The organism is Nitrospirillum amazonense (assembly GCF_007828045.1).
In the GTDB taxonomy this organism is placed as follows: Bacteria; Pseudomonadota; Alphaproteobacteria; order Azospirillales; family Azospirillaceae; genus Nitrospirillum; species Nitrospirillum amazonense_C.
Map to the genome: position 1 here is coordinate 347,540 of NZ_VITN01000003.1, position 23,343 is coordinate 370,882.

Sequence of the window (23,343 nt, forward strand, 5' to 3'; positions counted from 1 at the left end):
TGGGGCAGGACCGCCCCCGTGACATACCTTTTACGGTCGCCAACCTTGGATCCAGTCTGTGGCCCGCCCAGATTTTATTCGGCACCCTCGCCGACAGGGCATTGCCCATGGCCCGTATAAGGGGTCATGTATGCTCTTCGCGACATAGACGTCCCGGGTCACTCTTCAGGGAAACTGATGGACGAATCTGTCCAGCCGCCGCCGCGCGTGGGCACGGCTGCGGCTTCCGCCGCCGCCCCATACGCGGGCAACCCGGCCGGCACCTTGACGGGGCTGGGGCCGGAGCCGGGTGACGACGCCCTGCTGGCCCGCATCGCCCAGGGGGACCGGCAGGCCTTCGCCCTGCTGGCCGCCCGCCACGCGCCCAAGGCCATGAAACTGGCCCAGCGCGTCCTGGGCAACGCGGCCGACGCCGACGAGGTGGTGCAGGAGGCGATGCTGCGGGTATGGACGGGGGCCAAGAACTGGATCCCCGACGGCCGCGCCCGCTTCTCCACCTGGTTGCACCGGGTGGTGGTGAACTTGTGTGTGGACCGGCGCCGGCGTCCCGCCTTCGCCGGCTTGGAAGGAATACCTGAGCCGCCCGACCCGACGCCATCCGCGGTGAATGTGATGGCGCGGCAACAGACGGCCAAATTGGTGTCGCAGGCCTTGGCGGAGCTGCCGGAACGGCAGCGGTTGGCCGTCACGCTCTGCTATTACGAGGAGCGCAGCGCCGCCGACGCCGCGCAAATCCTGTCCCTGTCTGTTTCGGCGGTTGAGTCGCTGTTGGCCCGGGCCCGGCGCGCGTTGCGGGTGCGCCTGTCCGGTGTGGTTCAGGATACGGGTGAGGTCTAGGGGGTTGGTCATGGCTGACAGGGAATGGTCCACGGTGGACGTGGAGGATGTCGCGGCATTGACGGCCGTGTACGGCGGCAACCCCGCCCGCTGGCCGGCGGATCGCCGGGCCGCGGCGGTGCGCGCGCTGGCCATGGACGGTGCCGCGCATGAGCTGGTGGTGAACGAGGCGCGGCTGGACGCCCTGTTGTCCATGGTGGCGGAGCCGGAGATTTCCGCCGCCCGGGTGGACAGCGTGGTGGCCGGCGCCCTGGCTCGGCTGGATGCGGTGACCGCGCCGGCGGCCAAGGCCGCGCCGCGCAAGCTGGACACCTTCCTGCCCTCGCCCTTCGACCTGGTACGCACGGCCCTGTCGTGGCTCAGCGTGCGGGCGCCGCAGGCCGGGTGGTTGGCGGGCGCCACGGCGGCCGGTATCCTGGTAGGCGTCATGACCATGCCGTCCGCCACGCTGCCCGCCACGGAGACCGCGACGGCCCAAGCCGGCGCGACGGTGGAGACGGCGCAGGCCGACGTCACGGACATGCCCAGCCTGCTGTTCACCTCCTACACCGTGGAGACCCACGCCCGATGAGTGTGTTTTCCAGCCGGTGGCGTGGGCCCCTGCTCATCGCGTCGGTCGGTGTGAACCTGTTCCTGGCCGGCACCTTCGTCCCCCATCTTTTACGGCACCACGAGGTGGGGCCGGAGCGTGGGCCGGCGCCCGGCCTGAACTACCGGCCGCGTCCGTTGTCCGACATCCTGCCGCCGGCGGATGCCGAGCTGTTGCAGAAGGCCATGGCGCCCGACCGCGCCGACTTCCAGGCGCTGGAGAAGCAGGCCCGGGAAAGCTGGGCTGAAATCCAGCCCTTGCTGGCGGCCGACCAATTCGACGCCCAGGCCTTCGCCGCTGCCTTGCGCGAGGTGGCGGACAGCCGCCGCGCCTTCGAGGCGTCGCGCCAGGCGGCCGTGGTCGACGCCCTGTCCCGCATGTCGCCCGAAGGCCGCAAGAAGCTGTCGGAGATGAAGTCCCCCTTCATCCTGGGCGGTATGCACGGCCCCCGTCCGGACGGGGGCCGTCCTGACGGCCGGGGGCCTGATGGGCGCGGTCCGGGCGGGCAGGGATGGCCGGACGGCCGTTTCGATCATCCGCCCTTCCCCGATGGCCCGCCGCCGCCGCCCGATGAGGGGCCGGACGGGCCCGGCCCGGCCGGCAGCCCGGCCGCGAATCCGGCGGTGACGCCGCACAACGACGGCGGTATCCCCCTGACGCCCCGGGCTCCCACCGCGACCCCGGTGACCCCGCACTGACAGGTGCCGGCCTTTGATCGCCACGGTCAAAGGCCGCTTTTGTCAGGCGACGGCGCTGTCCGTGGCGGGCGGCTGGCCGCCCAGCCATTCGCCAAGCCAGCGGCCCAGCATCTCCGCCGCCTCTTCCGCGTCGTCCCGCAGGCGGGTGGCCAGGGCGCGTTGGATTTCGGGGTGGTCGTCGCGCAGGGCCTGCTGCGCCCGGCGGGCGTCGGCCGACAGCCCCGTCAGGCCGACGTTGGCGGCCACGCCATAAAGGGTGTGGGCGGCCTGGCCCGCACCCGGCAGGTCGCCACCCGACACCTTCTCCAGGAAGCGTTCCGCCGTCTCCACCAGGGTGCGGGCGGTGATGGCGATGAATTCCGGCATGTCATGAGGCCCGATGGCCTGGGCGACCGTGTCCATCTGGCGCATGTCCAGCTGGGCCGGGCCTTCCGTCGCCGTCTCCTCCGCCCATACCCGCGCGCCGCGCGCCACCCACGCCTGGTGCATGGCCTCGGCCAGCGCCTCCGGCCGCAGGGGCTTGGTGACGAAGCCGTCCATGCCCGCCGCCAGGCAGCGGCCGCCGTCGGCGGCGTCGGTGTTGGCGGTGGTGGCCACCACCGGCACCTGGGCGCGGGTGGCGTCGGGCAGGGCGCGGATGCGGCGCGCGGCCTCCAGCCCGTCGATGCCGGGCAGCTGCATGTCCATCAGCACCAGGTCGAAACGGCCGCGGGCCACCAGCCGAACGGCGGCGGCGCCGTCGGCGGCCACGGTGACTTTGTGTCCCCGCGCCCGCAGCAGGGCGTCCAGCACCACCTGGTTGGCGGTCACATCCTCCACCACCAGCACCGCCAGCGGCGGCAGGGGGAGGGCGGCGGCCTGGGGGGCCATCGCGCCGGCGGCGGTGCGCGTCTCCGGTTCCGCCGTGGGGATGGTGAACCAGAAATGGCTGCCGTCCCCCGGCCGGCTGTGGAAGCCGATCTCCCCGCCCATGGCCTGGATCAGCTGCTTGGCGATGGCTAGGCCCAGGCCGCTGCCGCCGTAGCGGCGGGTGACCTCGGCGCTGGCCTGGCTGAAGGTCTCGAACAGGCGGCCCTGCGCCGCCTCCGGCACGCCGACACCGGTGTCGGACACGATGATACCGAACTGAAGCCGGCCGTCGGCCAGGCGATCGGCCGATGCGCTGATGCGCACCCAGCCCCGTTCGGTGAACTTGATGGCGTTACCCACCAGGTTCAGCAGCACCTGGCGCAGGCGCAAGGGGTCGCCCATCAGGCGTTCGGGGAAACCGGGCCCTTTGCGGATTTGCAGGTCCAGCCCCTTTTCCGCGGCGCGGCCGGCCATCAGGTTGCGCACGCCGTCCAGCAGCGGGCCGGTGTCGAAGGCTGTCCGCTCGATCTCCAGCTTGCCGGCCTCGACCTTCGACAGGTCCAGCACATCGTTCAAGATCGCCAGCAGGGATTCGCCGGATTCGTGCACCGTGCGGACATAGTCGCGCTGGCGCATCGACAGGCCCGTTTCCAGCAGCAGCTGGGTCAGACCCAGAATGCCGGTCATGGGGGTGCGGATTTCATGGCTCAGCGTCGCCAGGAAGCCGGACTTGGCGCCGTTGGCCTGGTCGGCGGCGCGCTTGGCCGCCGTCAGGTCCAGCTGCAGCTCCAGCATGTGGCGCATGCGCAGGCAGGTCTGCCGCCCCATGCGATAGAGGAACACGGGATAGAGCAGGCTGCTCAGGACCAGGGCCAGGCCCGGCGCGTCCGCATGGACGCCGGCGCGGGGGCCTGCCAGGGCGGTGCCCGTCAGGACCAGCAGCGCCAGGGCGGGCGGCACCAGTTGCAGCCTCAGCACCAGGGGATGGGGGGCGGTGCCGCTGGTGCGCAGGGCCATGGCAGCCCCCAGCACCAGGATAAGGAAAAAGCGGCCGGCCATGTGGTCGCCCGGCCAGGCGAACAGGGGCAGCAGGCTCCACACCACCGAGGGCAGCAGGCGGGCGGTGGCCAGCAGCCGCAGCCAGGGGCGGGAATCGGTCAGGTGGTCGGCCTGGGCCAGGAAACGATGAAGGGCCAGCTGCGACACGCCCACCGTCGCGACCGACAGCAGGGCCCAGGCGGCGACGGCGGGCCAGGGCGCCCAGGTGGCGGCGCCGCCGGCCACCACCGCCGTCAGCACCGGCACCAGCCACGCGTCCTCGCGATGGTTCAGGGCCATCAGGATCAGCTGGCCCAGTTCGATCAGTTGCCCACGCGGCACGGAGTCGGCGCGGCGGCCCAGGGCCTCCAGGGGGTCGGCACGGCGGACGCCAGAGGGGGGACGCCCCATCAGCGGGCGGTCCCATCGCCGCAATCCCCGTTTCAAGCGCCGCACGTCCGGTTACCCCGTAGTCCGATCCGGATCGATCCGCCGGCTTTGGCGCCGGCGATTCCACTGCCAATTGGTCCACTGCCACGTGGGGTGCGGGTGTCGATTTGTTCCTGATCCGGTGGCGGCCAGAACCCCATCCCCGCGCGGGACTGTACGACGGTGGTGGGAATCGGCCAATCATATTTGCGAATGGGGTGCGCAATTATCGGCCAGACGAAACCCCTAAAATTTTAAAATTCGTTCCGGCAGGGTTCTGCCCACAACCCGAGGGATAAGTGGAATCCGGGTGTTGGATGGATCAATCCACGATTGCTGTCCCCCACTTGTCACGCCGGCGCGGAGAAATGGGATGAAGCTCGGCAGAAGACGCCTTTTTTCTTGCATTACAGGGCTCAAGAGCCCGAAGAATTCGCAGGGGATGGAAAATTGAATCGGCCTGACAGGCCGTGGTAACCATTAGTCCGTCGAGAACTTACGGCCGGTGCAAACCGTTTGCCGTGCCGGGACCCGCGGGGTCATAATCCGGTCTCTTGCAGGGGGCAGGGTGGCATGTTTCGGAAGGTGATGGGCTGGATCGCCGGCAAGGGGGATGATGCGTCCGCCTCGCCGGATGCTCTCCTTCCCACCAACGGGCCTGACGGCAACGGGCCCCAGGGGGAGATGTCCGGGCGGAACGCATCGCATGGACCCGGGGCGTCCGGCCAAGCGGGCGCTGGGGCGGAGCCTGCGCGCATGGACATTGGTCGATCCGATGGGGGCGGCCGATCCGATGGGGGCCGCAGCCCCGTCTTCTCCTCCCGTGCCGTGCGCGACGCCGCTGTCGTGACCTCCACCATTGAGACCATCCGCCGCTATGTCGCGGGCGAGGAACAGGCCGAGGGCCTGACCCGCAAGCTCCAGTCGCTGTCGACCGAGCAGTTCGGCTTCCTGCAGATCAGCATCGACCCCGCCCTCACCGCCAAGGCGGTCGACCGGGTGGGCGAACCGCGCTCCGCCGTCGCCACGGTGCTGCGCCGCCTGCTGACCGATGTCAGTGATGGCGTCAGGGGTCCGAATGAAGCCCCGGCCGCCTCTCCGGTGCCCGCACCGGTTTCCGCCGTCCGGACGGAAGCGGAAATGTCTCCGGCACCGGCGCCCATCGCACCGCCGGCACCGCCCAGCGCCGCCGTGGGCACCGCCCCCCTGTCGGTCCCCGTCCAGCCGGCCCTCGCGGCCGCGGCCCAGCCCGCGCCCGGGCCGCAGCCGTCACGCGCCGGGCCGCTGTTCACCAGCCTGGCCTCCAAGGGCCGCGACGCTTCGGCCGGCCAGGCGGAGATGCGGGCCGTGCCCACGCCCACCCCCCGCGTGCCGGGGGCCATGTCGCTCCGCGCCGCGCCGCCCACGCCCGTGCGCCCGTCGGCCGTCGCCGGCCCCCTGCCGGCCCATCCCCTGTCCACGCCCAGCCAGCCGATACCGCCCCGCGTCCCTGCCGCCGTCGTCACCGTGCCCGGGGCGATCCGCATGGCCTCCGTCCCTGCCGCCGCGGCCCGGGTGACGCTGCATTCATTCACGTCAACGCCGGCCCAGCCCGCGCCGGCGGTGTCCGTCCCGCCCCCACCTCCGCCCCCCGTGGCGGAAACGGCCGAGGCGCCGTCGCTGGTGACGCCGGTGGTGGTGCAGACCCCGCCCCAGGCATCTTCCGACGCGCCGGTGCCGCCGCCCCAGCCACCAGTGTCGCGGCGCCCGGCCGCGGCCGTGCCGCGTCTACCACGCGAACAGGCGGACAAGCGCCGCGCCCGTCTGCTAGAAGCCATTGCCGGCGATCTTTAGACGCCAGTCCCTTTTCCCCGATCCTCGTGAGCGATGCCATGACCGACGAGCACCGTGACGCCCCAGGCCCCGATGGCGACGCCGGTCCGGGCACCCATAGCCCGGCCGCCGATGTGCCCGCCGCTAATGCGCCCGCCGCTGATGCGCCCATCGTGGACGCCGAGGTCGTGACGCCGGCTGTGCAGGACGGGGGCGCGCGGGAAGGTGAGATCGAAGAGGGCGTCGACCCTTTCGATTACGCCGAATCCATCGTCCGCGATCTGGCGCTGCATGTAGGCAGCCGGTTGCGCGATTTGCGTAACGATTTGACGGCCATGCATTCCGCCGTCGTTTCGCTACCGGAAACGATGCGCATCAATGCCCTGGGCCAGTCCATCCAGGAACTGCGTGAACGTGTGGCCCACCTGACGGGGGTGGTCAGTCACCATGCCGGCCGCCCGGCGGAAGAGGCGGAGCGTCTGGCCCGGGGCGTGGGCGAGCTGAAGCACACCCTGGACGATGTGACCCAGCGCGTGGGCGTGCTGGAGAATTGGCTCAGCCACGCCAAGGCGGTGAACGGCGTCCGCCTGCCAGACCTGCCGCCCGGCCCCCTGCCGGAGCAGCTTAGCGGCCTGGTCGACCATCTGCATGAATCGTTGCTGCGCGTGGTCAACGCCGTGCGCACCACCCAGCTGGACGTGCGGGACCTGCGCGACCAGGTGAAAGGCGGCCTCCCCGCCTTGCCGGCGCCCACCAGCGGTGAGGCCAAGTCCCCGGACACGGCCAGGCAGGCTGGCGACGCCGGCGCCGTCCAGGCCCTGGCCGGCCGGCTGGACGCCGTGGAGGAAAAGCTGCGCCGCGCGCCCGCGTCGGCCCCCACGGCGGACCGGGCCGATGGCGGTACCGCCGGCCTCGCGTCCCTGGTGTTCAGTGCCTGGCCCAGCCTGATGCGCCCCACAGGGGCGGAGGCGCTGGCCCAGGCCGTGGCCTCGGTCCTGGACAGTGTGCAGCACATCCTGGGCGGTATCGTGCAACTGCCGCAGACACCGCAGGACGGCGGCCTGGTGGCCGTCGCCACCGGCCGTCACCGGGGCATGCAATTGGCCATCCTGGTGGGGGTCGAGGACCTGGTGGGCCGCCACTGGGTGCTGGGGGAGGAGGGCGACACCCTCAGCGACAGCGGCTTCCCCCGCGTCTCCACCCTGCGCGGCCTGATGAACGCGGCGGCCCTGGTGGAACAGAGCCGGCCGGGCACCCTGGCCGTGTCCATCCTCATCTACGGCAACGGCGTCATCAGCCAGGCGCCGACGCGTGAGGCCCTGGCCACCCTGGCCCAGGCCGCCGGCATCCCCGCCGCCGCCGGCCGCACCCTGCTGGTGGCGGCGGGCGACCTGACGGCGGCCGGCCTGCTGCCCGTGTCCGAGGTCGGCGGCGCCGTCAGCGACCTACAGTTCGATTGAGGGATGGGGTGGGCGACTGGCTGTCTTTCGCTCACCAACGTCGACGGCATAAAGCACGTCGGGCCTACACGGCCATTGCGGCATTCCTAGGCATTGAGGTGCTCCTGTTGATGGGGGCCGCTGTCGCATGGAAATCGCTGTTCGGCGATTGGCCCGGCATGCGCTTCATCTATGGACTTGTCCTCGGTATCGCCGCCTTAGGGATGGCAATCAACCGGTTCCTGCCTTTGCTTCCCATGCCCGGTAAAACGCCGGAGGAAGTCGCGGCGGATAGATTTTTCAAAGGCCCGCCGCACTGATCGCGTCATGAAAAAGGGGCGCTACCTAGCCGGGTAGCGCCCCTTTCCCTTTGGCCTCGGCGGTCCGAAGACCACCGGAGCCGATATCACACTTTACTCAGCCGCTTGCGGCTGGTTCAGCATGTTGCGCAGCACGTACTGCAGGATGCCGCCGTGCTTGAAGTAGTCGACCTCGTCCAGGGTGTCGATGCGACACAACACCGGCAGGGTATCGACCTTGCCATCCGCGCGGGTGATGGTCAGGGTCAGGTCCATGCGGGGCTTCAGGCCGGCCTCGACGCCGGTGATGTCGATGACCTCGGTGCCGTCCAGGCCCAGGGTCTTGCGGCTGGCGCCGTCCTTGAACTGCAGGGGCAGGACGCCCATGCCCACCAGGTTGGACCGGTGGATGCGCTCAAAGCTCTCGGCCACCACGGCGCGGACGCCCAGCAGGCGGGTGCCCTTGGCCGCCCAGTCGCGGGACGAGCCGGTGCCGTACTCCTGGCCGGCGAACACCACCAGCGGGGTGCCGTCGGCCTGGTACTTCATGGCGGCGTCGTAGATCGACATGACGTCGCCGGTGGGGATGTACTTGGTCACGCCACCTTCGACGCCCGGCACCATTTCGTTCTTGATGCGGATGTTGGCGAAGGTGCCGCGCATCATGACTTCGTGGTTGCCGCGGCGGGCGCCGTAGCCGTTGAAGTCCACCGGCTCCACGCCGTGACCGATCAGGTAGGTGCCAGCGGGGCTGGTCTTCTTGATCGAACCGGCGGGGGAGATGTGGTCGGTGGTGATGCTGTCGCCCAGGATGGCCAGCGGGCGGGCCTTCTTCACGTCATGCACCGCACCCGGGGTGGTGGTCATGCCTTCGAAGATCGGCGGCAGCTTCACATAGGTGCTGTCGTCTTCCCACTTGTAGGTCAGGCCGGTGGCGGTCTCGATGGACTGCCACTGCTGCGGGCCCAGGAACACGTTGGCGTAGCGCGAGCGGTACATCTCCGGCGTCAGGGACTGGGAGATGGCGGCCTCGATCTCGGCGCTGCTCGGCCAGATGTCCTTCAGGAAGACGTCCTTGCCGTCCTTGCCCTTGCCCAGCGGCTCGGTGGTCAGGTCCTTGCGCAAGGTGCCAGCCAGGGCGTAGGCCACCACCAACGGCGGGGAGGCCAGGTAGTTGGCCTTCACCTGCGGGTTCACGCGGCCTTCGAAGTTGCGGTTGCCCGACAGGACCGAGCAAGCCAACAGGTCGTTGGCATCCACCGCGGCGCCGATGGCGTCGGGCAGCGGGCCGGAGTTGCCGATGCAGGTGGTGCAGCCGTAGCCGACCAGGTTGAAGCCCAGCTTGTCCAGGAACGGGGTCAGGCCGGCGGCGTTCAGGTAGTCGGTCACGACCTGGCTGCCGGGGGCCAGCGAGGTCTTCACCCAGGGCTTCGTGGCCAGGCCGGCCTCGACCGCCTTCTTGGCCAGCAGGCCGGCGGCGACCAGCACGTTGGGGTTGGAGGTGTTGGTGCAGCTGGTGATGGCCGCGATCACCACGTCGCCGTGATCGACCGTGAAGTCCTCACCGGCGACCTTGGCCGGGTTGCTGGCGGGCTTGCCGGCGTAGTCCTTGGCGAACACGCCCTCGAACTCGGTCTTGGCGTTGGACAGCAGCACGCGGTCCTGCGGACGCTTCGGGCCGGCCAGCGAGGACTCGACGCTGTTCAGGTCCAGTTCCAGCGTGTCGGTGAACACCGGCTCGGGGCTGTTGGCGTCGCGCCACATGCCCTGCGCCTTGGCGTAGGCTTCCACCAGGGCGACGCGGTCGGCGTCGCGGCCGGTGAAGTTCAGGAAACGGATGGTCTCGGCGTCGATGGGGAAGATGCCGCAGGTGGCGCCGTATTCCGGGGCCATGTTGGCGATCGTCGCGCGGTCGGCCAGGGTCAGGGCGTCCAGGCCGGGGCCGTAGAACTCCACGAACTTGCCCACCACGCCCTTCTTGCGCAGCATCTGGGTGACGGTCAGCACCAGGTCGGTCGCCGTGGCGCCTTCCTTCAGCTTGCCCGTCAGGCGGAAGCCGATGACTTCCGGGATCAGCATGGAGATGGGCTGGCCCAGCATGGCCGCCTCGGCCTCGATGCCGCCCACGCCCCAGCCCAGCACGCCCAGGCCGTTCACCATGGTGGTGTGGCTGTCGGTGCCGACCAGGGTGTCGGGGTAGGCGACGGTGGCGCCGGTCTGGTCGCCATCGGTCCACACGGTCTGGGCCAGGTATTCAACGTTCACCTGGTGGCAGATGCCGGTGCCGGGCGGCACGACGCGGAAGTTGTTGAAGGCCTTCTGGCCCCAGCGCAGGAACGCATAGCGCTCGCCATTGCGCTGGAATTCGACGTCGACGTTCTTCTGGAAGGCGTCGGGGCCGCCGAAGTAGTCCACCATCACCGAGTGGTCGATGACCAGATCGACGGCGGTCAGCGGGTTGATGCGCTCGGGCTTGCCACCCAGGCCCACCATGGCCTCGCGCATCGCGGCCAGGTCGCACACGGCCGGAACGCCGGTGAAGTCCTGCATCAGCACGCGGGCGGGGCGGTAGGCGATCTCACGGTCGCTGCGGCGATCGACCAGCCACTGGGCGGCGGCCTTCACGTCGTCGACGCTGACGGTGCGGCCGTCCTCGAAGCGCAGCAGGTTCTCCAGCAGCACCTTCAGGCTGTAGGGCAGGCGGGACAGGTCGCCCAGGCCGGCTTCCTCAGCCGCCTTGAGGCTGAAGTAGTCATAGCTCTTGCTGCCGACGCTCAGGCTGCGGCGGGTTTTCAGCGTGTCGTGACCGGTGATCGTGGACACAGGAGTGGCCTCCTAGGGGAAGGGGATGGTACCGCGCCGCCGGCACCCTTCAGCGGGTGTCATGGCCAACGATGCGGACGGCCATTCCGACACCCTTCGCGACGCCCCCTTATGAAACCCTTATGAAATTAAGAATACCGGGCTGGGGACGTGCGTAATCGAAGGTTTGCGCGGAAAGGCGCGCGCGCGAGGTTTACCGCTTTTTGCGCCTGCGATCAAATGCCCGGACGGTTGCGGCGGGGGCTACATCGCATGCCTCCCCTGCCGAGATTCCCCGGCGCGTTGACGGAACAACCTGGAAGCCCGCCGCCGCCGCCAGGCGGTGCCTGCTGCCCGCCGCGCAGGCGGCATTCGCCGCGGGTGTCAAATGCGGCGAATCATGTCGATCAGGGGCTGGGCGAAGGGGGCCACCTCCGTGCCGCCGTCCCAGATCATGTGGCAGGCGACGTAGGCGATGATGGCCAGGCCGATGTAGGAGATCCAGAAATAGCGGGCCAGCAGGCGGGCGATCAGGGTGGCGGCCGCCCCCATCAGGGCAACGGACAGCACCAGGCCCAGCACCATGACCCAGGTGTGGTCCTCGGCGGCGCCCGCCACGGCCAGCACGTTGTCCAGCGACATGGAGACGTCGGCCAGCGCGATCTGCCGGATGGCAGTGCCCACGCTCTTGCCCGCCAGCGACGGGACGTGGGGTTCCCCCCCGGCCGCTTCCGCCTGTTCCTTGCTGTGCTGGCGCAGTTCGCGCCACAGTTTCCAGCATACCCACAGCAGCAGGATGCCGCCGGCCAGGGTCAGGCCGATGATGTCCAGCAGGCGGGTGGCCAGCAGGGCGAAGCCGATGCGCATCAGCACGGCCACGCTGATCCCCCAGAAGATGACCTTGCGGCGCTTCTCCACCGGTACGCCGCTGGCCGCCATGCCCACCACCAGGGCGTTGTCCCCCGCCAGGACGAGGTCGATCAGCAATACCTGGATCAGGGCGGTCAATTCAGCAAGCAGCATGGAGAAGGCAGCCGTTCCGGTCGTGGATCGACCCTTCATAGCACGGCTGCGGCATAAGCGCGCGCCGGATTGCACCCCGTCCTCGCCGGACCGGGGGCGCAACGGCCCCAAGTCACCGCGTGCTTTACCTGGCGTGGTTGCGGTGCCGTTCAGAAACGACCGGGAAGGGTGAAGTGTATTTTGGATAAAATACGGCCCGCACACTTCAAGAAGTGGCGGGCCGAGAGTTTTGGCAGTTGGGTCCTGCTCTGTGATACAGGACACATTACCTAAAGCTCATGGCGTAAAAGATGTCAAGCAATGAACCGGTAGCAAAAGGATATGTATTCTTTTACGCGACGCCGCGTTTTCAAATCCTTTCCTAAGATCGTAGCTCATTACCCAAATGATGAACGGGTTAATTCATATAATCCGAACCTGTGGTTGGGGTTGATTTGGCAACCTTGACAGGCTCCGGCGTCGCGAAATTAGGCTAAATGCCTCGCCGGAAAAGAAAAAGAAGATGAGGGCAAGACGCCGGGGCACACGCCTCCCGGGAACCGGAAACTAGGCTATGGGGGTAGCCTCGTCGCAGCCAGCCTGCCGCGCCTTGGGCGGCCGTCGCGCGTTGGCGCGGCAAGGGCACGCGCCAGCCAGCGCCGCCCCGCGCAGGACGGCCGTGCAAAAACGCCGGGCCGCCAGACTCGGAAAAGCGAGCGGCGGCCCGGAAAGCCATCAACCGCGAACCGGCAGCGCCTGGTCCCGGCCGGTACAAGCGGTCAGTGGATCAGTGCGCCTCGCCGCCGCGCGGGCGGACGGGGTCCACCAGGGTGCCGGTGGCGTCGAACTGCACCATCTCGGCGATGTTGGTGGCCAGATCTCCCACGCGTTCCAGGTTCTTGGCGATGAACTGCAGGCTGGTGCAGGCCTCGATCAGGCTGGCGTCCTTGGCGACGAAGGCGAAAATCTCCTGCGTCACGCCGGCGTGCATGTCGTCCAACTCCGCGTCACGGCGCCAGACTTCGGCGGCCAAGGCGGTGTCGCGGCGGGTGAAGGCCTCAATGGCGCCGGCCAGTTGCTTGCGCGCCAGATCCGACAGACGACCCACCGAGGCGGTGGCGCTGATGGTGGGGACGCTGTTCAGCACCAGGGCGCGCTTGGCCATGTTCTTGGCATAGTCGCCGACGCGTTCCAGCGCGTTGGCGGCCTTCAGGGCGGCCAGGGTGTGCCGCAGGTCGATGGCCATGGGGTGGCGCAGGGCCAACAGGCGGATGATCAGGCTTTCGACCTCATGCTCCAGCGCGTCCAGCACCTGGTCCTGCGCCACGGTCTCACGCGCCAGCGTGTCGTCGCGGTCCAGCACGGCGCGGGTCGCCTGCTGCAGCTGTTGCTCGGCCCGGCCGCCCATTTCCGCCAGCAGTGCGTCCAGGCGCTGCAGCTCGTTTTCGTAGGAGGTGACGATGTGACGGGGCAACTGCTCGGACATGGGCGGTGCATCCAGGATGGGTGGAAACCAAGGTGGCGCCACCATACCGTCATCATATTGCAATCGTGCGACCGTGCGTCGCAGGGAATGGCAATTCCGCGCCCAGTTGGACGTTCGCCGGCTGGACGTTCGCCGGTTGGGCGTTCGACAGATCGATGATGCGGGGATGATGGAAGGATGGTGCCCCAAGTCGGATTTGAACCAACGGCCTACCGCTTACGAAGCGGTTGCTCTACCACTGAGCTATTGGGGCGCCCCTTGGAATGGAGGGGGGTATTAGCAGACCGAAACGCGGATGGCAACAGCGCGGTGAGGTTTTGAGTCTATTTAGTTTCCTCAGGCGCCGGCAGGGCATCCGCCCCTTGGCTCATCCTCGCCTTTCAGTCCGCTCACTCCCCGAAAGGCTCGGCGGACGCGGTCGCGTCCTCTACCGCTTCGCTCCAGGGCGCTCCACTGGACGCTGGGGGGCAAAGCGAGGAAGCCTAGCCAGCGGATGACGGCGCCCGGCGTTTGAAGGTGGGAAAACAGACGCTCAGCCATCCGCCAGGATGGCGTCCAAAAACGTCGCGCCGTAGCGTTCCAGCTTGCGCACGCCCACGCCGGGCAGCAGGCCCAGGCCGGTCAGGTCGCGGGGGCGGTTGATGACCATTTCCATGAGCGTGCTGTCGTGGAAGATGACGTAGGGCGGCACGCCCTGGGTCTTGGCCAGTTCCAGGCGCACGGCCTTCAGGCGATGCCACAGCTTGTCGTCCGGCGGGGCCAGCGAGGGGCCCGTGCGCCCGCCACCGGCGCGGCCGCCGCTGCGTCGCGCGTCACCCGACAGCACGGCGCGGTCGCGACGCAGGCGCACCGTCTCCTGCCCCTTCAGCACCGATGCCGCCTGGTCGGTCAGCATCAGGCCGCCGTGGCCCTCCGGATCGGCCGTCAGATGGCCCAGCGCCACCAACTGGCGGAACACCGTCTGCCAGTCGCCCTTGGAAATATCGGCGCCGCAGCCGAAGGTCTTCAACTGGTCGTGGCCGAAGCGCACCACCTTCTCCGTGGCGCCGCCGCGCAGCACGTCGATCAGATGGCCCACGCCGAACTTCTGGCCGGTGCGGTAGACGGCCGACAGCGCCTTCTGCGCCGCCATCGTGCCATCCCAGGTCTCCACCGGCTCGAAGCAGGTGTCGCAGTTGCCGCAATTGCCCGGATGATCTTCCCCGAAATAGGTCAGCAGCACCTGGCGGCGGCAATGGGCGGTCTCGCAGAAGCCCAGCAGGGCGTCCAGCTTGCGCCGTTCCGTGCGCTTGTGCTGGGCGCTGCTGTCCGAGGCGTCCATCATCTGGCGCAGCATGACCACATCCTGCAGGCCGTACAGCATCAGGGCATTGGCGGGCAGGCCATCGCGGCCGGCGCGGCCGGTTTCCTGGTAGTAGGCCTCCAGGCTCTTGGGCGCGTCCATGTGCACGACGAATCGGACGTTGGGCTTGTCGATGCCCATGCCGAAGGCGATGGTCGCCACCACCACGACGCCCTCGCCCTTGATGAAGCGGTCCTGGTTGGCCTGCCGCACGGACACGTCCAGCCCGGCATGGTAGGGCAGGGCGTCCAGCCCCTGTTCCTTCAGCCAGTGGGCCAGCGCCTCCACCCGGGCGCGCGACAGGCAATAGACGATGCCCGCATCCTCGGCATGGTGGCGGCGGATGAAGTCCAGCAACTGCCGGCGCTCATTGTCCTTGGGCGCCACGCGATAGGTGATGTTGGGCCGGTCGAAGCTGGAGACGAACTGTCGCGCCTCGCCCAGGGCCAGGCGCTCCACGATGTCGGCCTGGGTCTGCGCGTCGGCCGTGGCCGTCAGTGCGATGCGCGGCACGGTGGGGAAGCGCTCATGCAGCACCGACAGCTGCAGGTACTCCGGCCGGAAATCATGGCCCCACTGGCTGACGCAATGCGCCTCGTCCAGAGCGAACAGGCTGATGCGCGACCGGTCCAGCAATTCCAGGAAGCGCGGGGTGACCAGCCGCTCCGGCGCCACGTACAACAGATCCAGGTCGCCGCGCTCGCAGGCCCGCTCCACGTCCAGCGCCTCACGCCAGTCCAGGGTGGAGTTCAGGTAGGCGGCGCGCACGCCGGCCTGGCGCAGGGTGTCCACCTGGTCGCGCATCAGGGCGATCAGGGGGCTGACGACGATGGCCACGCCCGGCCGCGCCAGGGCCGGGATCTGGAAGCACAGCGACTTGCCGCCGCCAGTGGGCATCAGCACCAGGGCGTCGCCGCCCTGGATGACGTGGGTGATGATGTCTTCCTGGTTGCCGCGGAAGGCGGAATAGCCGTAGACGCGCTTCAGGATGTCCCGCGCCGTCGCCACCGGGTCACGCTGTGTTCCCGGGGGTGTTCCCGGGGGTGTTCCCGGGGCCCCCTCATCCTCCGGCCAGTCGCCATGGACGATGCTGGGCTCCGGCGCGTCGGCGTAATGGTCGGGCACGAAGTCGCCGGCCTCCGGATGCCCGGAGTCGTGAAAGCCGGCCTCCGGATAACCGGTATCCGGAAAATCAGGCTCCTGATCGAACAGGCTGGCGGAAAGGGGCCGGGCGTGGGACATGACGGCTCTGGGGCGTGGCCCGCCGTAAGGTGCAGGCAGGGCCAGGGATAGCGGTGCGGAGCTAGAATAAGCCCATATCTAGGGGGGCTGCGGGGTCCCTGTCCACTGCTTCCTGCGGCTTCCCCCATCATGGCCGGAACATCGCGGGAACGCCGGCGGTTTAAGGATGGACCACCCGGCGCAAGAGCCGCCGTCCTTCTTTTTGAGGAGAGGCCCGAACCACCAGACAGCTTGAAGAAATCGGTCTTCCATTGCGAACATGTGACCGGTATCGTTCGCTCCCTTCATTAAGGGCCTTTTCATCCTTACCTACGTAGGATAAGGGACGAGGCGTAGTTGAATGGCCGCCTACCCCCTCGGATATAGCTCCGAGGCCGGCAGTTGGGTAAGCGGCGCGCCTGGGGCCGCCATCGCGGCAAGCCTTCGTGTCCCCGAGACGCCGCCCAACCCACCGCAAGGGATGTCCGGCGCCGCCACGTCCAATGACGAGGATGATCCGCGTGCTGTACCAGCTGTTTGACATGCACCATGCCGCCCTGACCCCGCTCCGCCTGATGGCGGAGGCGACGCAGGCGACCTTCCGCAATCCCCTGGTCCCGGCTTCCTACACCGGCATGGGCCGCGCCATGGCCGCCGCCGGTGAGCTTATCGAGCGCACGACGCGCCGTTGGGGCAAACCGGAATTCGGCCTGAACATCACCCACATCGACGGCCGTGAGGTCGCGGTGACGGAAGAGGCGGCGCTGCGCAAGCCCTTCTGCGTCCTGCGCCATTTCCAGCGCGCCACGCCGCACAGCGACCCCAAGGTGCTGGTGGTGGCCCCCATGTCGGGCCACTACGCCACCCTGCTGCGCGGCACGGTGGAGGCGCTGCTTCCGTCCCACGACGTCTACATCACCGATTGGGTGGACGCGAAGCTGGTGCCCCTGTCGCGCGGTCGCTTCGACTTCGACGACTATGTCGAATACGTCATGGATTTCATCCGCTTCCTGGGGCCGGACACCCATGTCGTCGCCGTCTGCCAGCCGGCCGTGCCGGTGCTGGTGGCCGCGGCCGTCATGGCGCAGATGGAAGATACCTGCCAGCCGCGCAGCATGACCCTGATGGGCGGTCCCATCGACACCCGCGTGTCGCCCACCCAGGTGACCCAGCTGGCCGAGACCCGTGACATCGGCTGGTTCGAGCGCACGGTGACCACCTCGGTGCCGGTCTACTATCCGGGCGCCATGCGCCACGTCTATCCGGGCTTCATCCAGCTGACCGGCTTCATGTCCATGAACCTGGACCGGCACGTCGGCGCCCACGTCGATCTGTTCAAGCACCTGGTGCGTGGCGATGGCGAGAGTGCGGAGTCGCACCGCCGCTTCTACGACGAATACCTGTCGGTCATGGACCTGACGGCGGAGTTCTACCTGCAGACCGTCAGGATCGTGTTCCAGGACCACGACCTGCCCAAGGGTACCCTGGAATACCGGGGCATGCGCGTCGACCCGTCGGCCATCAAGAAGACGGCCCTGTTCACGGTGGAGGGTGAGTTGGACGACATCTCCGCCCCCGGCCAGACGGTGGCCGCCCACGCCCTGTGCAGCGGCCTGGAGGGCGGCATGAAGCAGCACCACCTGCAGCAGGGCGTCGGCCATTACGGCATCTTCAATGGCCGCCGCTGGCGCGAGCACATCATGCCGCGCGTGCGCGACTTCATCCGCAGCCATGAGCGTGCGGCTGCGGCCACGCCGCGACGGGGCGCGGCGGTCTGATCAGCGGACACGGAATGAAAAAGGGCGGTCCTTAGGGGCCGCCCTTTTTCATTGGTGCTGGATCGGGATGACATAGCGCACGAAGCCATCCGCGCCCTGGGCCACGCTGTCGTACAGGCGGCGGGCGGTGGCGTTGGTCTCTTGCGTGTGCCAGTAGACGCGGCCCCAGCCGTGCTCCCGGCCAAGCGCCACCAGCCGCTCGATCAGGGCCCGGCCCACGCCCTGGCCGCGCGATGCGGGGTCGGTGAACAGGTCTTCCAGGTAACAGATCAGGCCGGTGCCCCAGGTGTTGGGGTGCAGGACGTAGTGGCAGAAGCCGAGGATGCGGCCGGCCGCATCGCGCGCTACCAGTGCCTTCACGGCCGAATTTGGGTCCTGCAAGCGCGCCCATAGCGTGGTTGTCACGCCCGGATCAACGCGGACCTGGTAAAAAGCGCAGTATTGATCCCATAAGGGGCACCATGCGGCCTCGTCATCGGGGCCGATGGGCTCTATCTTAATTTCCGGGCGGGGTGACTCAGGCATGGCCATCGGGTGATCTCCGCTTAAGGCCTTTAGGCTCTATTGAAATCCACGCGCTTACGTTAGATTGCCGGCCCACATGCGTACACTTGTCCACCATCCCTTGTCCCCCTTCGCGCGCAAGGTCCGCGTCGTGCTGGCGGAAAAGCGCCTCGAGGTCGACCTCGAGGTCGAAAAGCCCTGGGAACGCCGTGAGGAGTTCCTGGCGCTGAATCCGGCTGGCGAGTTGCCGGTGCTGGTCGAGGATGACGGGGCGACGGTGGTGGAACACGCCGCCATCTGCAATTACCTGGAAGAGGCCTACCCCCACGCCCCCACGCTGCTGGGCCGCGAGGTCCTGCTGCGGGCGGAGGTGCGGCGCCTGGCCGCCTGGTTCGACGTGAAGTTCAACCAGGAGGTGACGGAGAATCTGGTGGGGGAGAAGCTGATCAAGCGCTTCTCCGGTTCCGGCACGCCCCATGCCCAGGCCATCCGCGCCGGCCTGGCCAACATCCATTACCACCTGGACTACATCGCCTATCTGGCGGACCGGCGGAAATGGCTGGCCGGGGACGACTTCTCGCTGGCCGACATCGCCGCGGCGGCGCACCTGTCGACCATCGACTATCTGGGTGACGTGCCCTGGGACCAGCATCCCGAGGCCAAGGACTGGTACATGCGCATCAAGTGCCGCCCCAGCTTCCGTCCCCTGCTGGGCGACCACCTGCCGGGCGCCCCGCCGCCCAAGCACTACGCGGATCTGGATTTTTAGTTTTTGCCGCGCCCTCAGGCGCCGGACAGCGGCATGAGGCTCATGCCGCTGGTCGTTTTTGGTGAGCCATCCCTCTGATTTGTTCCCGCCATAAATCCGCCGCGACCCTTTGCCACAAGCAGGGGGCCGCCGGTGCATTCCGCGCCGGCCCAAGAACGGATGGGAACCCCTATGCGTAGCCTGATCGCCGCATCCCTGATCGCGACCGCCAGCCTGGCGGCCCTGCCCCTGGCCGCCGCCCCCGCCACGGCGCAGGTCATGGCGGCCCAGCCGGTGCAGGACCAGGTGACCCTGACCCTGACGGCGGAGGATTGGGTGAAGACCGACACGGCGCGGGTGTCGCTGACGGTGGATGCCGGCGGCGGCAACGCCGGCTCCGCCCGCGCCGATGTGCTGAAGGCGGCGCAGGCCGTGTCCGACAAGGGAGAGTGGCGCGTCGTCTCCTTCGACCGGCAGCAGGACGCCGCCGGCCTGGATCATTGGCGGGCGGCGCTTGAGGCCCGCCTGCCGGAGGCCCAGCTCGGCGGCCTGGCCGACCGCGCCCGCCAGGCCAGCCGTGCCGGCCTGCAGATCCGCGTGGAGGGCGTGGACTTCACCCCCACCCTGGCGGAGCAGGAGGCCGTGCGCACCCGCCTGCGAGAGGCGCTGTACCGCCGCGTGACGGAGGAGATGAAGGGCCTGAACGCCGCCTTTCCCGGCCGCGACTTCCGCGTCGGCCGGGTGGACTTCAACGCCCCGGTGATGAGCGGCGGCATGGCGCCTCGCGCACCGATGATGGCCATGGCCAAGACGGCGGACGGCGCCCTGGCCGAGGGCGGGGGGCTGGACGTGGCGCAGAAGGCGACGCAGACGGCCCGCGTCACCTTCTCGGCCTACGCCCCGGCGGCGCCTCAGGGGCGGTGAGCCGCCCTTTCGGCCGCCAGCTGGTCGGCCAACCCCTCGCGATAACTGGGGTAGCGCAGACTGACCCCCAGCTCCGCCTTGATGCGGGCGTTGGCGATGCGCTTGTTCTCGCCATAGAAGCTGGTGGCCATGGGGGACAGGTTGGCCTGGTCGAAGGGCACCAGCGGCGGCGGCTCCAGTCCCAGCAACTCGGCGGCGTAGGACACCACGTCGGGGGAGGGGCAGGGGTGGTCGTCGGCCACGTTGTAGATGGCGCCGGGGTTGGGCCGTTCCATGCTGGCCATCAGGGCGCTGCCCAGATCGTGGATGTGGATGCGGCTGAACACCTGGCCCTTCTTGTCCACGCGCCGGGCGGTTCCCGCTCGCATCTGGTCCAAGGCGCTGCGGCCGGGGCCGTAGATGCCGGGCAGGCGGAAGCGATGGACGGGCAGGCCGTGGGCGTCATGCAGGGCCATCCACTGCGCCTCCGCCATCGCACGGGCCCTGCCCCGCTCCGTCGCCGGCTGAACGGGCGCCGACTCGTCCACCCAGCCGCCGTCCTTGTTGCCATAGACCCCGGTGGTGGAGAGATAGCCCACCCAGCGCAGGTTGGGCAGGGCCAGGATGTCGGGCGTCAGGGCCGCCAACACCCTGTCGCCCTCCGCCGTGGGCGGCACCGAGTCCAGCAGGTGGGTGGTGCCGGCCAGGGCGCCTGGCTCCAACGGCTTGTCGGGACTGAAGACGTGGGCCTCGATGCCCTGGGCGCGCAGGGCCGCCGCCTTCTCCGCAGTGCGGCAGGTGCCGGCCACCTGCCAGCCGGCGTCAAGCAGGCGGCGGGCCAGGGCCGTGGCGCTGAAGCCCAGGCCGAAGCAGAACAGGCGGCCGGGGAGGGGGGGATGCGACATGGCGACCAGGCTCCGTTAACCAATTGGGGTGCTTGCCCGTGACCCCCGCACCTTCAGGATGGCAGGGACCCGCGCCTGCCGGGGCGGGCCCCGCCCGTGCTATCCTGTGACCCGGGGCCGCGCCACGTAAGGCCGGCCCCGGGATGAAAGCACTTGCGATCCATCCGCCGTTCGGGACTCTAGGCGCCATGATGATTACCCTCAAGCTTCCCCACCTTTCCAGCCGCGTTCTGGCCCCGGCCATAACCGCCATCCTATGCGGCATCGCCACCGGCGCCGGGGCCGTGCCCGTGGCGCTGAACCGCGACACCTGCCTGCAGCGGGCCAAGGAACTGCCCGACTTCGCCTATGCCGAGGCGCAGCTGTGGGAAAAGAAGGGCGGCGGCAACGATGCCCGCCTGTGCCAGGCCATGGCCCAGCTGTTCCGGGGGGAATACAAGGAATCGGCGGTGGCGCTGGAGGCGGTGATTCCCGTCCTGGGCCTGCCGCCCAAGGTGACGGCGGGACTGTGGGGCAAGGCCGGCTGGGCCTGGTTCAACGCCAAGGAACACGCCAAGGCCGATACCGACTACACCAAGGCCATCGGCCTGCAGCCCGAGGATCCCGACCTGCTGATCGACCGCGCCACGGAACGGGCGGGGGCGGAGCGCTGGTGGGACGTGCTGCGCGACCTGGACCGGGCGCTCAGCCTGGATGGCGGCCGCGTCGACGCCATGGTCATGCGGGCGGAGACCAAGCACCGACTGGGCCGTGACGTGGAGGCCGGGCGCGATCTGCGCATGGCCCTGTCGCTGGATCCGGATAATGCCCAGGGCCTGCTGCTCAGCGGCAACATCAAGGCCGACCGGGGCGATAAGCCGGGGGCCAAGGCCGACTGGACCCACGCCGCGCAGGTCGCGGGCGACAGTGCCGCCGGCGCCGCGGCCCAGGACAACCTGGCCCGGCTGGACGGCAAGGATCCGATGAAGGATGACGCGCCGGCCAAGGCGGCCCCGAAGGCGGATGCCAAGACCGAGGACAAGCCCAAGGCCCAGTGACCGGCCTTATCTGAAGGGCCTTATCCCGGGACGCGGCGAATCGCCATTTCGGTGGCTTGACCCAGCCGCCGCCGTTCGACATAGCCCACGGTCGTGCCCCGGTCGGTCCGGGCGCGCACCTTGACCCAGCCCCCCGGGACGCCGCCAGCCGGCACGTCTTCCGCCAGCACCTCCAGCTCCGTGGTGGGGGGCAACAGGGCCACGGCCGCCTGCTGGTTGGTGGGGGCTGGATAGAGGAAGGCGCTGCGCCCCGCCACGGCGGCATGCGCCTTGGCCGGGGTGAACAGCAGGGCGGCTCGCGACAGCAGGGCCTGGCCCTTGTCCGTGCCCGTGGCACCGGCGGGGGCTATATAGGCGCGCGCCGCCACGGTCCCGGCGACACCCACCAGGGCCGCCAAGACATAGCCGCGCCAGCGGCCGCGCGGCTTCATCTTGGCCGACCGAGTCGGTTGGGCTACGGCACGGGCCTGGTGCCGGGCCGCCGCCAGCTCGCTGACCAGTTGGCCCGCCTGGCCCTCCGCCTTATCGGCGCGGGTCTGGGCCACGCGCAGGGCGCGCAAGGCCTCCTCCCGCTGGCGCTCCAAGGCCAAAATGCGGTCTTCCAGCGACCGGGTGTCAGACTGCGGCGGGGGCGGGGCTGTGCGATAGACCACCTTGGCCGGGGACTGGATCCACTGGCCCACGTCGTTGAAGCCCAAGCCCCGCTTGGGCAGCAGGCGGCGCAGCTTGGCCAGCGCCGTTACCGCCTCGCCTTCGAAATCCGATCCCAGCAGGCGGATCAGCTTCGCCACCTGCTCGCGATTGGCCTGTTCATTGTCGGTGTCACTGTCGGTCGTCATGCCGGCGCCTCAAGAGATGGTGCGCTGGGTTAACGGCGGCGGTTTTGGCGGGTTCCGTGGAAATTGGGCCGCGGCCGGAAGGCTTAAGCGGACCTCAGCCGTCCGGCGAAGGGGCCGTTTCCGCCGGGGTGGGGTGCCTGCCCCGCCACGTGGCGCGGGGGCAGGGACGGAGAAGAGTCTTAACCTTCCGGCAAGAAGTTCGGCGGAAAGGCCGCGATCATATCCCGCCTTCGCCACAATCCGGTCGAACGGCGGCCCCCTTCCATTGGGACTATGACCCTGCGCCCCGATGGTGGGACGCCCGATCAAACCCCCTCTGATCATTAAGGATCACGACCATGAGCATGTTCGCCCACCGCCGTCCCCTGCTGGCCCTCGCTACCGCTGCGGCCGTGATGGTGTCTTATGGGGCGTTCGCGGCAGACACCCCCGCCGCCCCGGCGCCTGCCGCCCAGGCCGCCGTGACCCAGGCCGCCACAACCACGGCCGCCCCGGTGCAGAAGGCTCCCGAGGCCGCCGCCACGGCCGCCAAGGCCGATGTCGCCAAGACCGCGGAAGCCTCCAAGCCGGCGGTGGAGGCGAAGGGTGCGGCGGTGAAGACCGAGGCGAAGACCGCCGAGGCCAAGACTGAAGCTAAGGCTGAGGGCGCGACGACCGAGACCAAGAAGGTCGCCCACCATCATGTGAAGAAGGCCAAGGCCGAGGTGGCCAAGACCACCGAAGCGGCCGCGCCCAAGAAGTAAGCGCGCCCGACCTTCCCACCCGTCTTACCAGGACGGCCCCGGC

At 69.1% G+C, this 23,343-nt stretch carries 19 protein-coding genes and 1 tRNA gene; 11 read left to right on the plus strand and 9 right to left on the minus strand.

Going from position 1 to position 23,343, the window contains the following annotated elements:
* Positions 1-177 precede the first annotated feature (177 nt).
* The 3 genes from FBZ89_RS07010 to FBZ89_RS07020 are packed head-to-tail and all read left to right on the plus strand — an operon-like array spanning position 178 to position 2,124.
* Positions 178-837: an RNA polymerase sigma factor gene (locus FBZ89_RS07010; RefSeq protein WP_145749282.1), complete on the plus strand. Its 660-nt coding sequence runs from the start codon at positions 178-180 to the stop codon at positions 835-837.
* A gap of 10 nt (positions 838-847) precedes the next feature.
* Complete coding sequence (locus FBZ89_RS07015) at positions 848-1,408, plus strand: hypothetical protein (protein ID WP_145749283.1); 561 nt, start codon at positions 848-850, stop codon at positions 1,406-1,408.
* Entirely contained in the window at positions 1,405-2,124 is a 720-nt protein-coding gene (locus FBZ89_RS07020; RefSeq protein WP_145749284.1) for a periplasmic heavy metal sensor, read from the plus strand. The genes FBZ89_RS07015 and FBZ89_RS07020 overlap by 4 nt, the downstream gene beginning before the upstream one ends.
* Positions 2,125-2,166: 42 nt before the next feature.
* Here FBZ89_RS07020 and FBZ89_RS07025 read toward each other — a convergent pair whose 3' ends face one another.
* On the minus strand, positions 2,167-4,422 hold the full coding sequence (locus tag FBZ89_RS07025; protein WP_145749285.1) for an ATP-binding protein: 2,256 nt from the start codon (positions 4,420-4,422) through the stop codon (positions 2,167-2,169).
* A 774-nt stretch (positions 4,423-5,196) separates the two neighbouring features.
* Here FBZ89_RS07025 and FBZ89_RS07030 point away from each other — a divergent pair.
* The 3 genes from FBZ89_RS07030 to FBZ89_RS07040 are packed head-to-tail and all read left to right on the plus strand — an operon-like array spanning position 5,197 to position 8,011.
* The gene (locus FBZ89_RS07030; protein ID WP_145749286.1) at positions 5,197-6,273 is read left to right on the plus strand and encodes a hypothetical protein; all 1,077 of its coding nucleotides are present in this window, start codon (positions 5,197-5,199) and stop codon (positions 6,271-6,273) included.
* 38 nt (positions 6,274-6,311) lie between these two features.
* Complete coding sequence (locus tag FBZ89_RS07035) at positions 6,312-7,712, plus strand: hypothetical protein (protein ID WP_145749287.1); 1,401 nt, start codon at positions 6,312-6,314, stop codon at positions 7,710-7,712.
* Between the two features lie 8 nt (positions 7,713-7,720).
* Positions 7,721-8,011, plus strand: coding sequence for a hypothetical protein (locus tag FBZ89_RS07040; RefSeq protein ID WP_145749288.1), 291 nt, complete (start codon positions 7,721-7,723; stop codon positions 8,009-8,011).
* A gap of 93 nt (positions 8,012-8,104) precedes the next feature.
* Here FBZ89_RS07040 and acnA read toward each other — a convergent pair whose 3' ends face one another.
* From acnA to recQ, 5 genes are all read right to left on the minus strand, one after another.
* Positions 8,105-10,813, minus strand: coding sequence for an aconitate hydratase AcnA (acnA, locus tag FBZ89_RS07045; protein WP_145749289.1), 2,709 nt, complete (start codon positions 10,811-10,813; stop codon positions 8,105-8,107).
* Positions 10,814-11,176: 363 nt separating this feature from the next.
* Complete coding sequence (locus tag FBZ89_RS07050) at positions 11,177-11,815, minus strand: TerC family protein (RefSeq protein ID WP_145749290.1); 639 nt, start codon at positions 11,813-11,815, stop codon at positions 11,177-11,179.
* Between the two features lie 766 nt (positions 11,816-12,581).
* Positions 12,582-13,280, minus strand: a complete 699-nt coding sequence (phoU, locus tag FBZ89_RS07055; RefSeq protein WP_186457233.1) for a phosphate signaling complex protein PhoU — start codon at positions 13,278-13,280, stop codon at positions 12,582-12,584.
* Positions 13,281-13,458: 178 nt separating this feature from the next.
* Positions 13,459-13,533 (minus strand) — tRNA-Thr (locus tag FBZ89_RS07060).
* A 279-nt stretch (positions 13,534-13,812) separates the two neighbouring features.
* Entirely contained in the window at positions 13,813-15,864 is a 2,052-nt protein-coding gene (gene recQ, locus FBZ89_RS07065; RefSeq protein ID WP_145749292.1) for a DNA helicase RecQ, read from the minus strand.
* A gap of 491 nt (positions 15,865-16,355) precedes the next feature.
* On the opposite strand from recQ, the gene FBZ89_RS07070 reads away from it, so the two are divergent.
* Positions 16,356-17,621, plus strand: coding sequence for a polyhydroxyalkanoate depolymerase (locus FBZ89_RS07070; protein WP_145749408.1), 1,266 nt, complete (start codon positions 16,356-16,358; stop codon positions 17,619-17,621).
* A gap of 48 nt (positions 17,622-17,669) precedes the next feature.
* On the opposite strand, the gene FBZ89_RS07075 is transcribed toward FBZ89_RS07070, so the two are convergent.
* Complete coding sequence (locus FBZ89_RS07075) at positions 17,670-18,152, minus strand: GNAT family N-acetyltransferase (protein WP_342780583.1); 483 nt, start codon at positions 18,150-18,152, stop codon at positions 17,670-17,672.
* Between the two features lie 70 nt (positions 18,153-18,222).
* Between FBZ89_RS07075 and FBZ89_RS07080 the strand changes: the two genes are divergently transcribed.
* The gene (locus FBZ89_RS07080) at positions 18,223-18,894 is read left to right on the plus strand and encodes a glutathione S-transferase family protein (protein ID WP_145749293.1); all 672 of its coding nucleotides are present in this window, start codon (positions 18,223-18,225) and stop codon (positions 18,892-18,894) included.
* Between the two features lie 171 nt (positions 18,895-19,065).
* Complete coding sequence (locus FBZ89_RS07085; RefSeq protein ID WP_145749294.1) at positions 19,066-19,797, plus strand: hypothetical protein; 732 nt, start codon at positions 19,066-19,068, stop codon at positions 19,795-19,797.
* Here FBZ89_RS07085 and FBZ89_RS07090 read toward each other — a convergent pair.
* Entirely contained in the window at positions 19,785-20,681 is an 897-nt protein-coding gene (locus tag FBZ89_RS07090; protein WP_145749295.1) for an SDR family oxidoreductase, read from the minus strand. The genes FBZ89_RS07085 and FBZ89_RS07090 overlap by 13 nt on opposite strands.
* Before the next feature lie 188 nt (positions 20,682-20,869).
* Here FBZ89_RS07090 and FBZ89_RS07095 point away from each other — a divergent pair, with 188 nt between their 5' ends.
* The gene (locus FBZ89_RS07095; RefSeq protein ID WP_145749296.1) at positions 20,870-21,718 is read left to right on the plus strand and encodes a tetratricopeptide repeat protein; all 849 of its coding nucleotides are present in this window, start codon (positions 20,870-20,872) and stop codon (positions 21,716-21,718) included.
* Positions 21,719-21,738: 20 nt separating this feature from the next.
* Here FBZ89_RS07095 and FBZ89_RS07100 read toward each other — a convergent pair whose 3' ends face one another.
* On the minus strand, positions 21,739-22,557 hold the full coding sequence (locus FBZ89_RS07100) for a hypothetical protein (protein WP_145749297.1): 819 nt from the start codon (positions 22,555-22,557) through the stop codon (positions 21,739-21,741).
* 338 nt (positions 22,558-22,895) lie between these two features.
* On the opposite strand from FBZ89_RS07100, the gene FBZ89_RS30750 reads away from it, so the two are divergent.
* The gene (locus FBZ89_RS30750; protein ID WP_186457234.1) at positions 22,896-23,300 is read left to right on the plus strand and encodes a hypothetical protein; all 405 of its coding nucleotides are present in this window, start codon (positions 22,896-22,898) and stop codon (positions 23,298-23,300) included.
* The last annotated feature ends 43 nt before the right edge of the window (positions 23,301-23,343 follow it).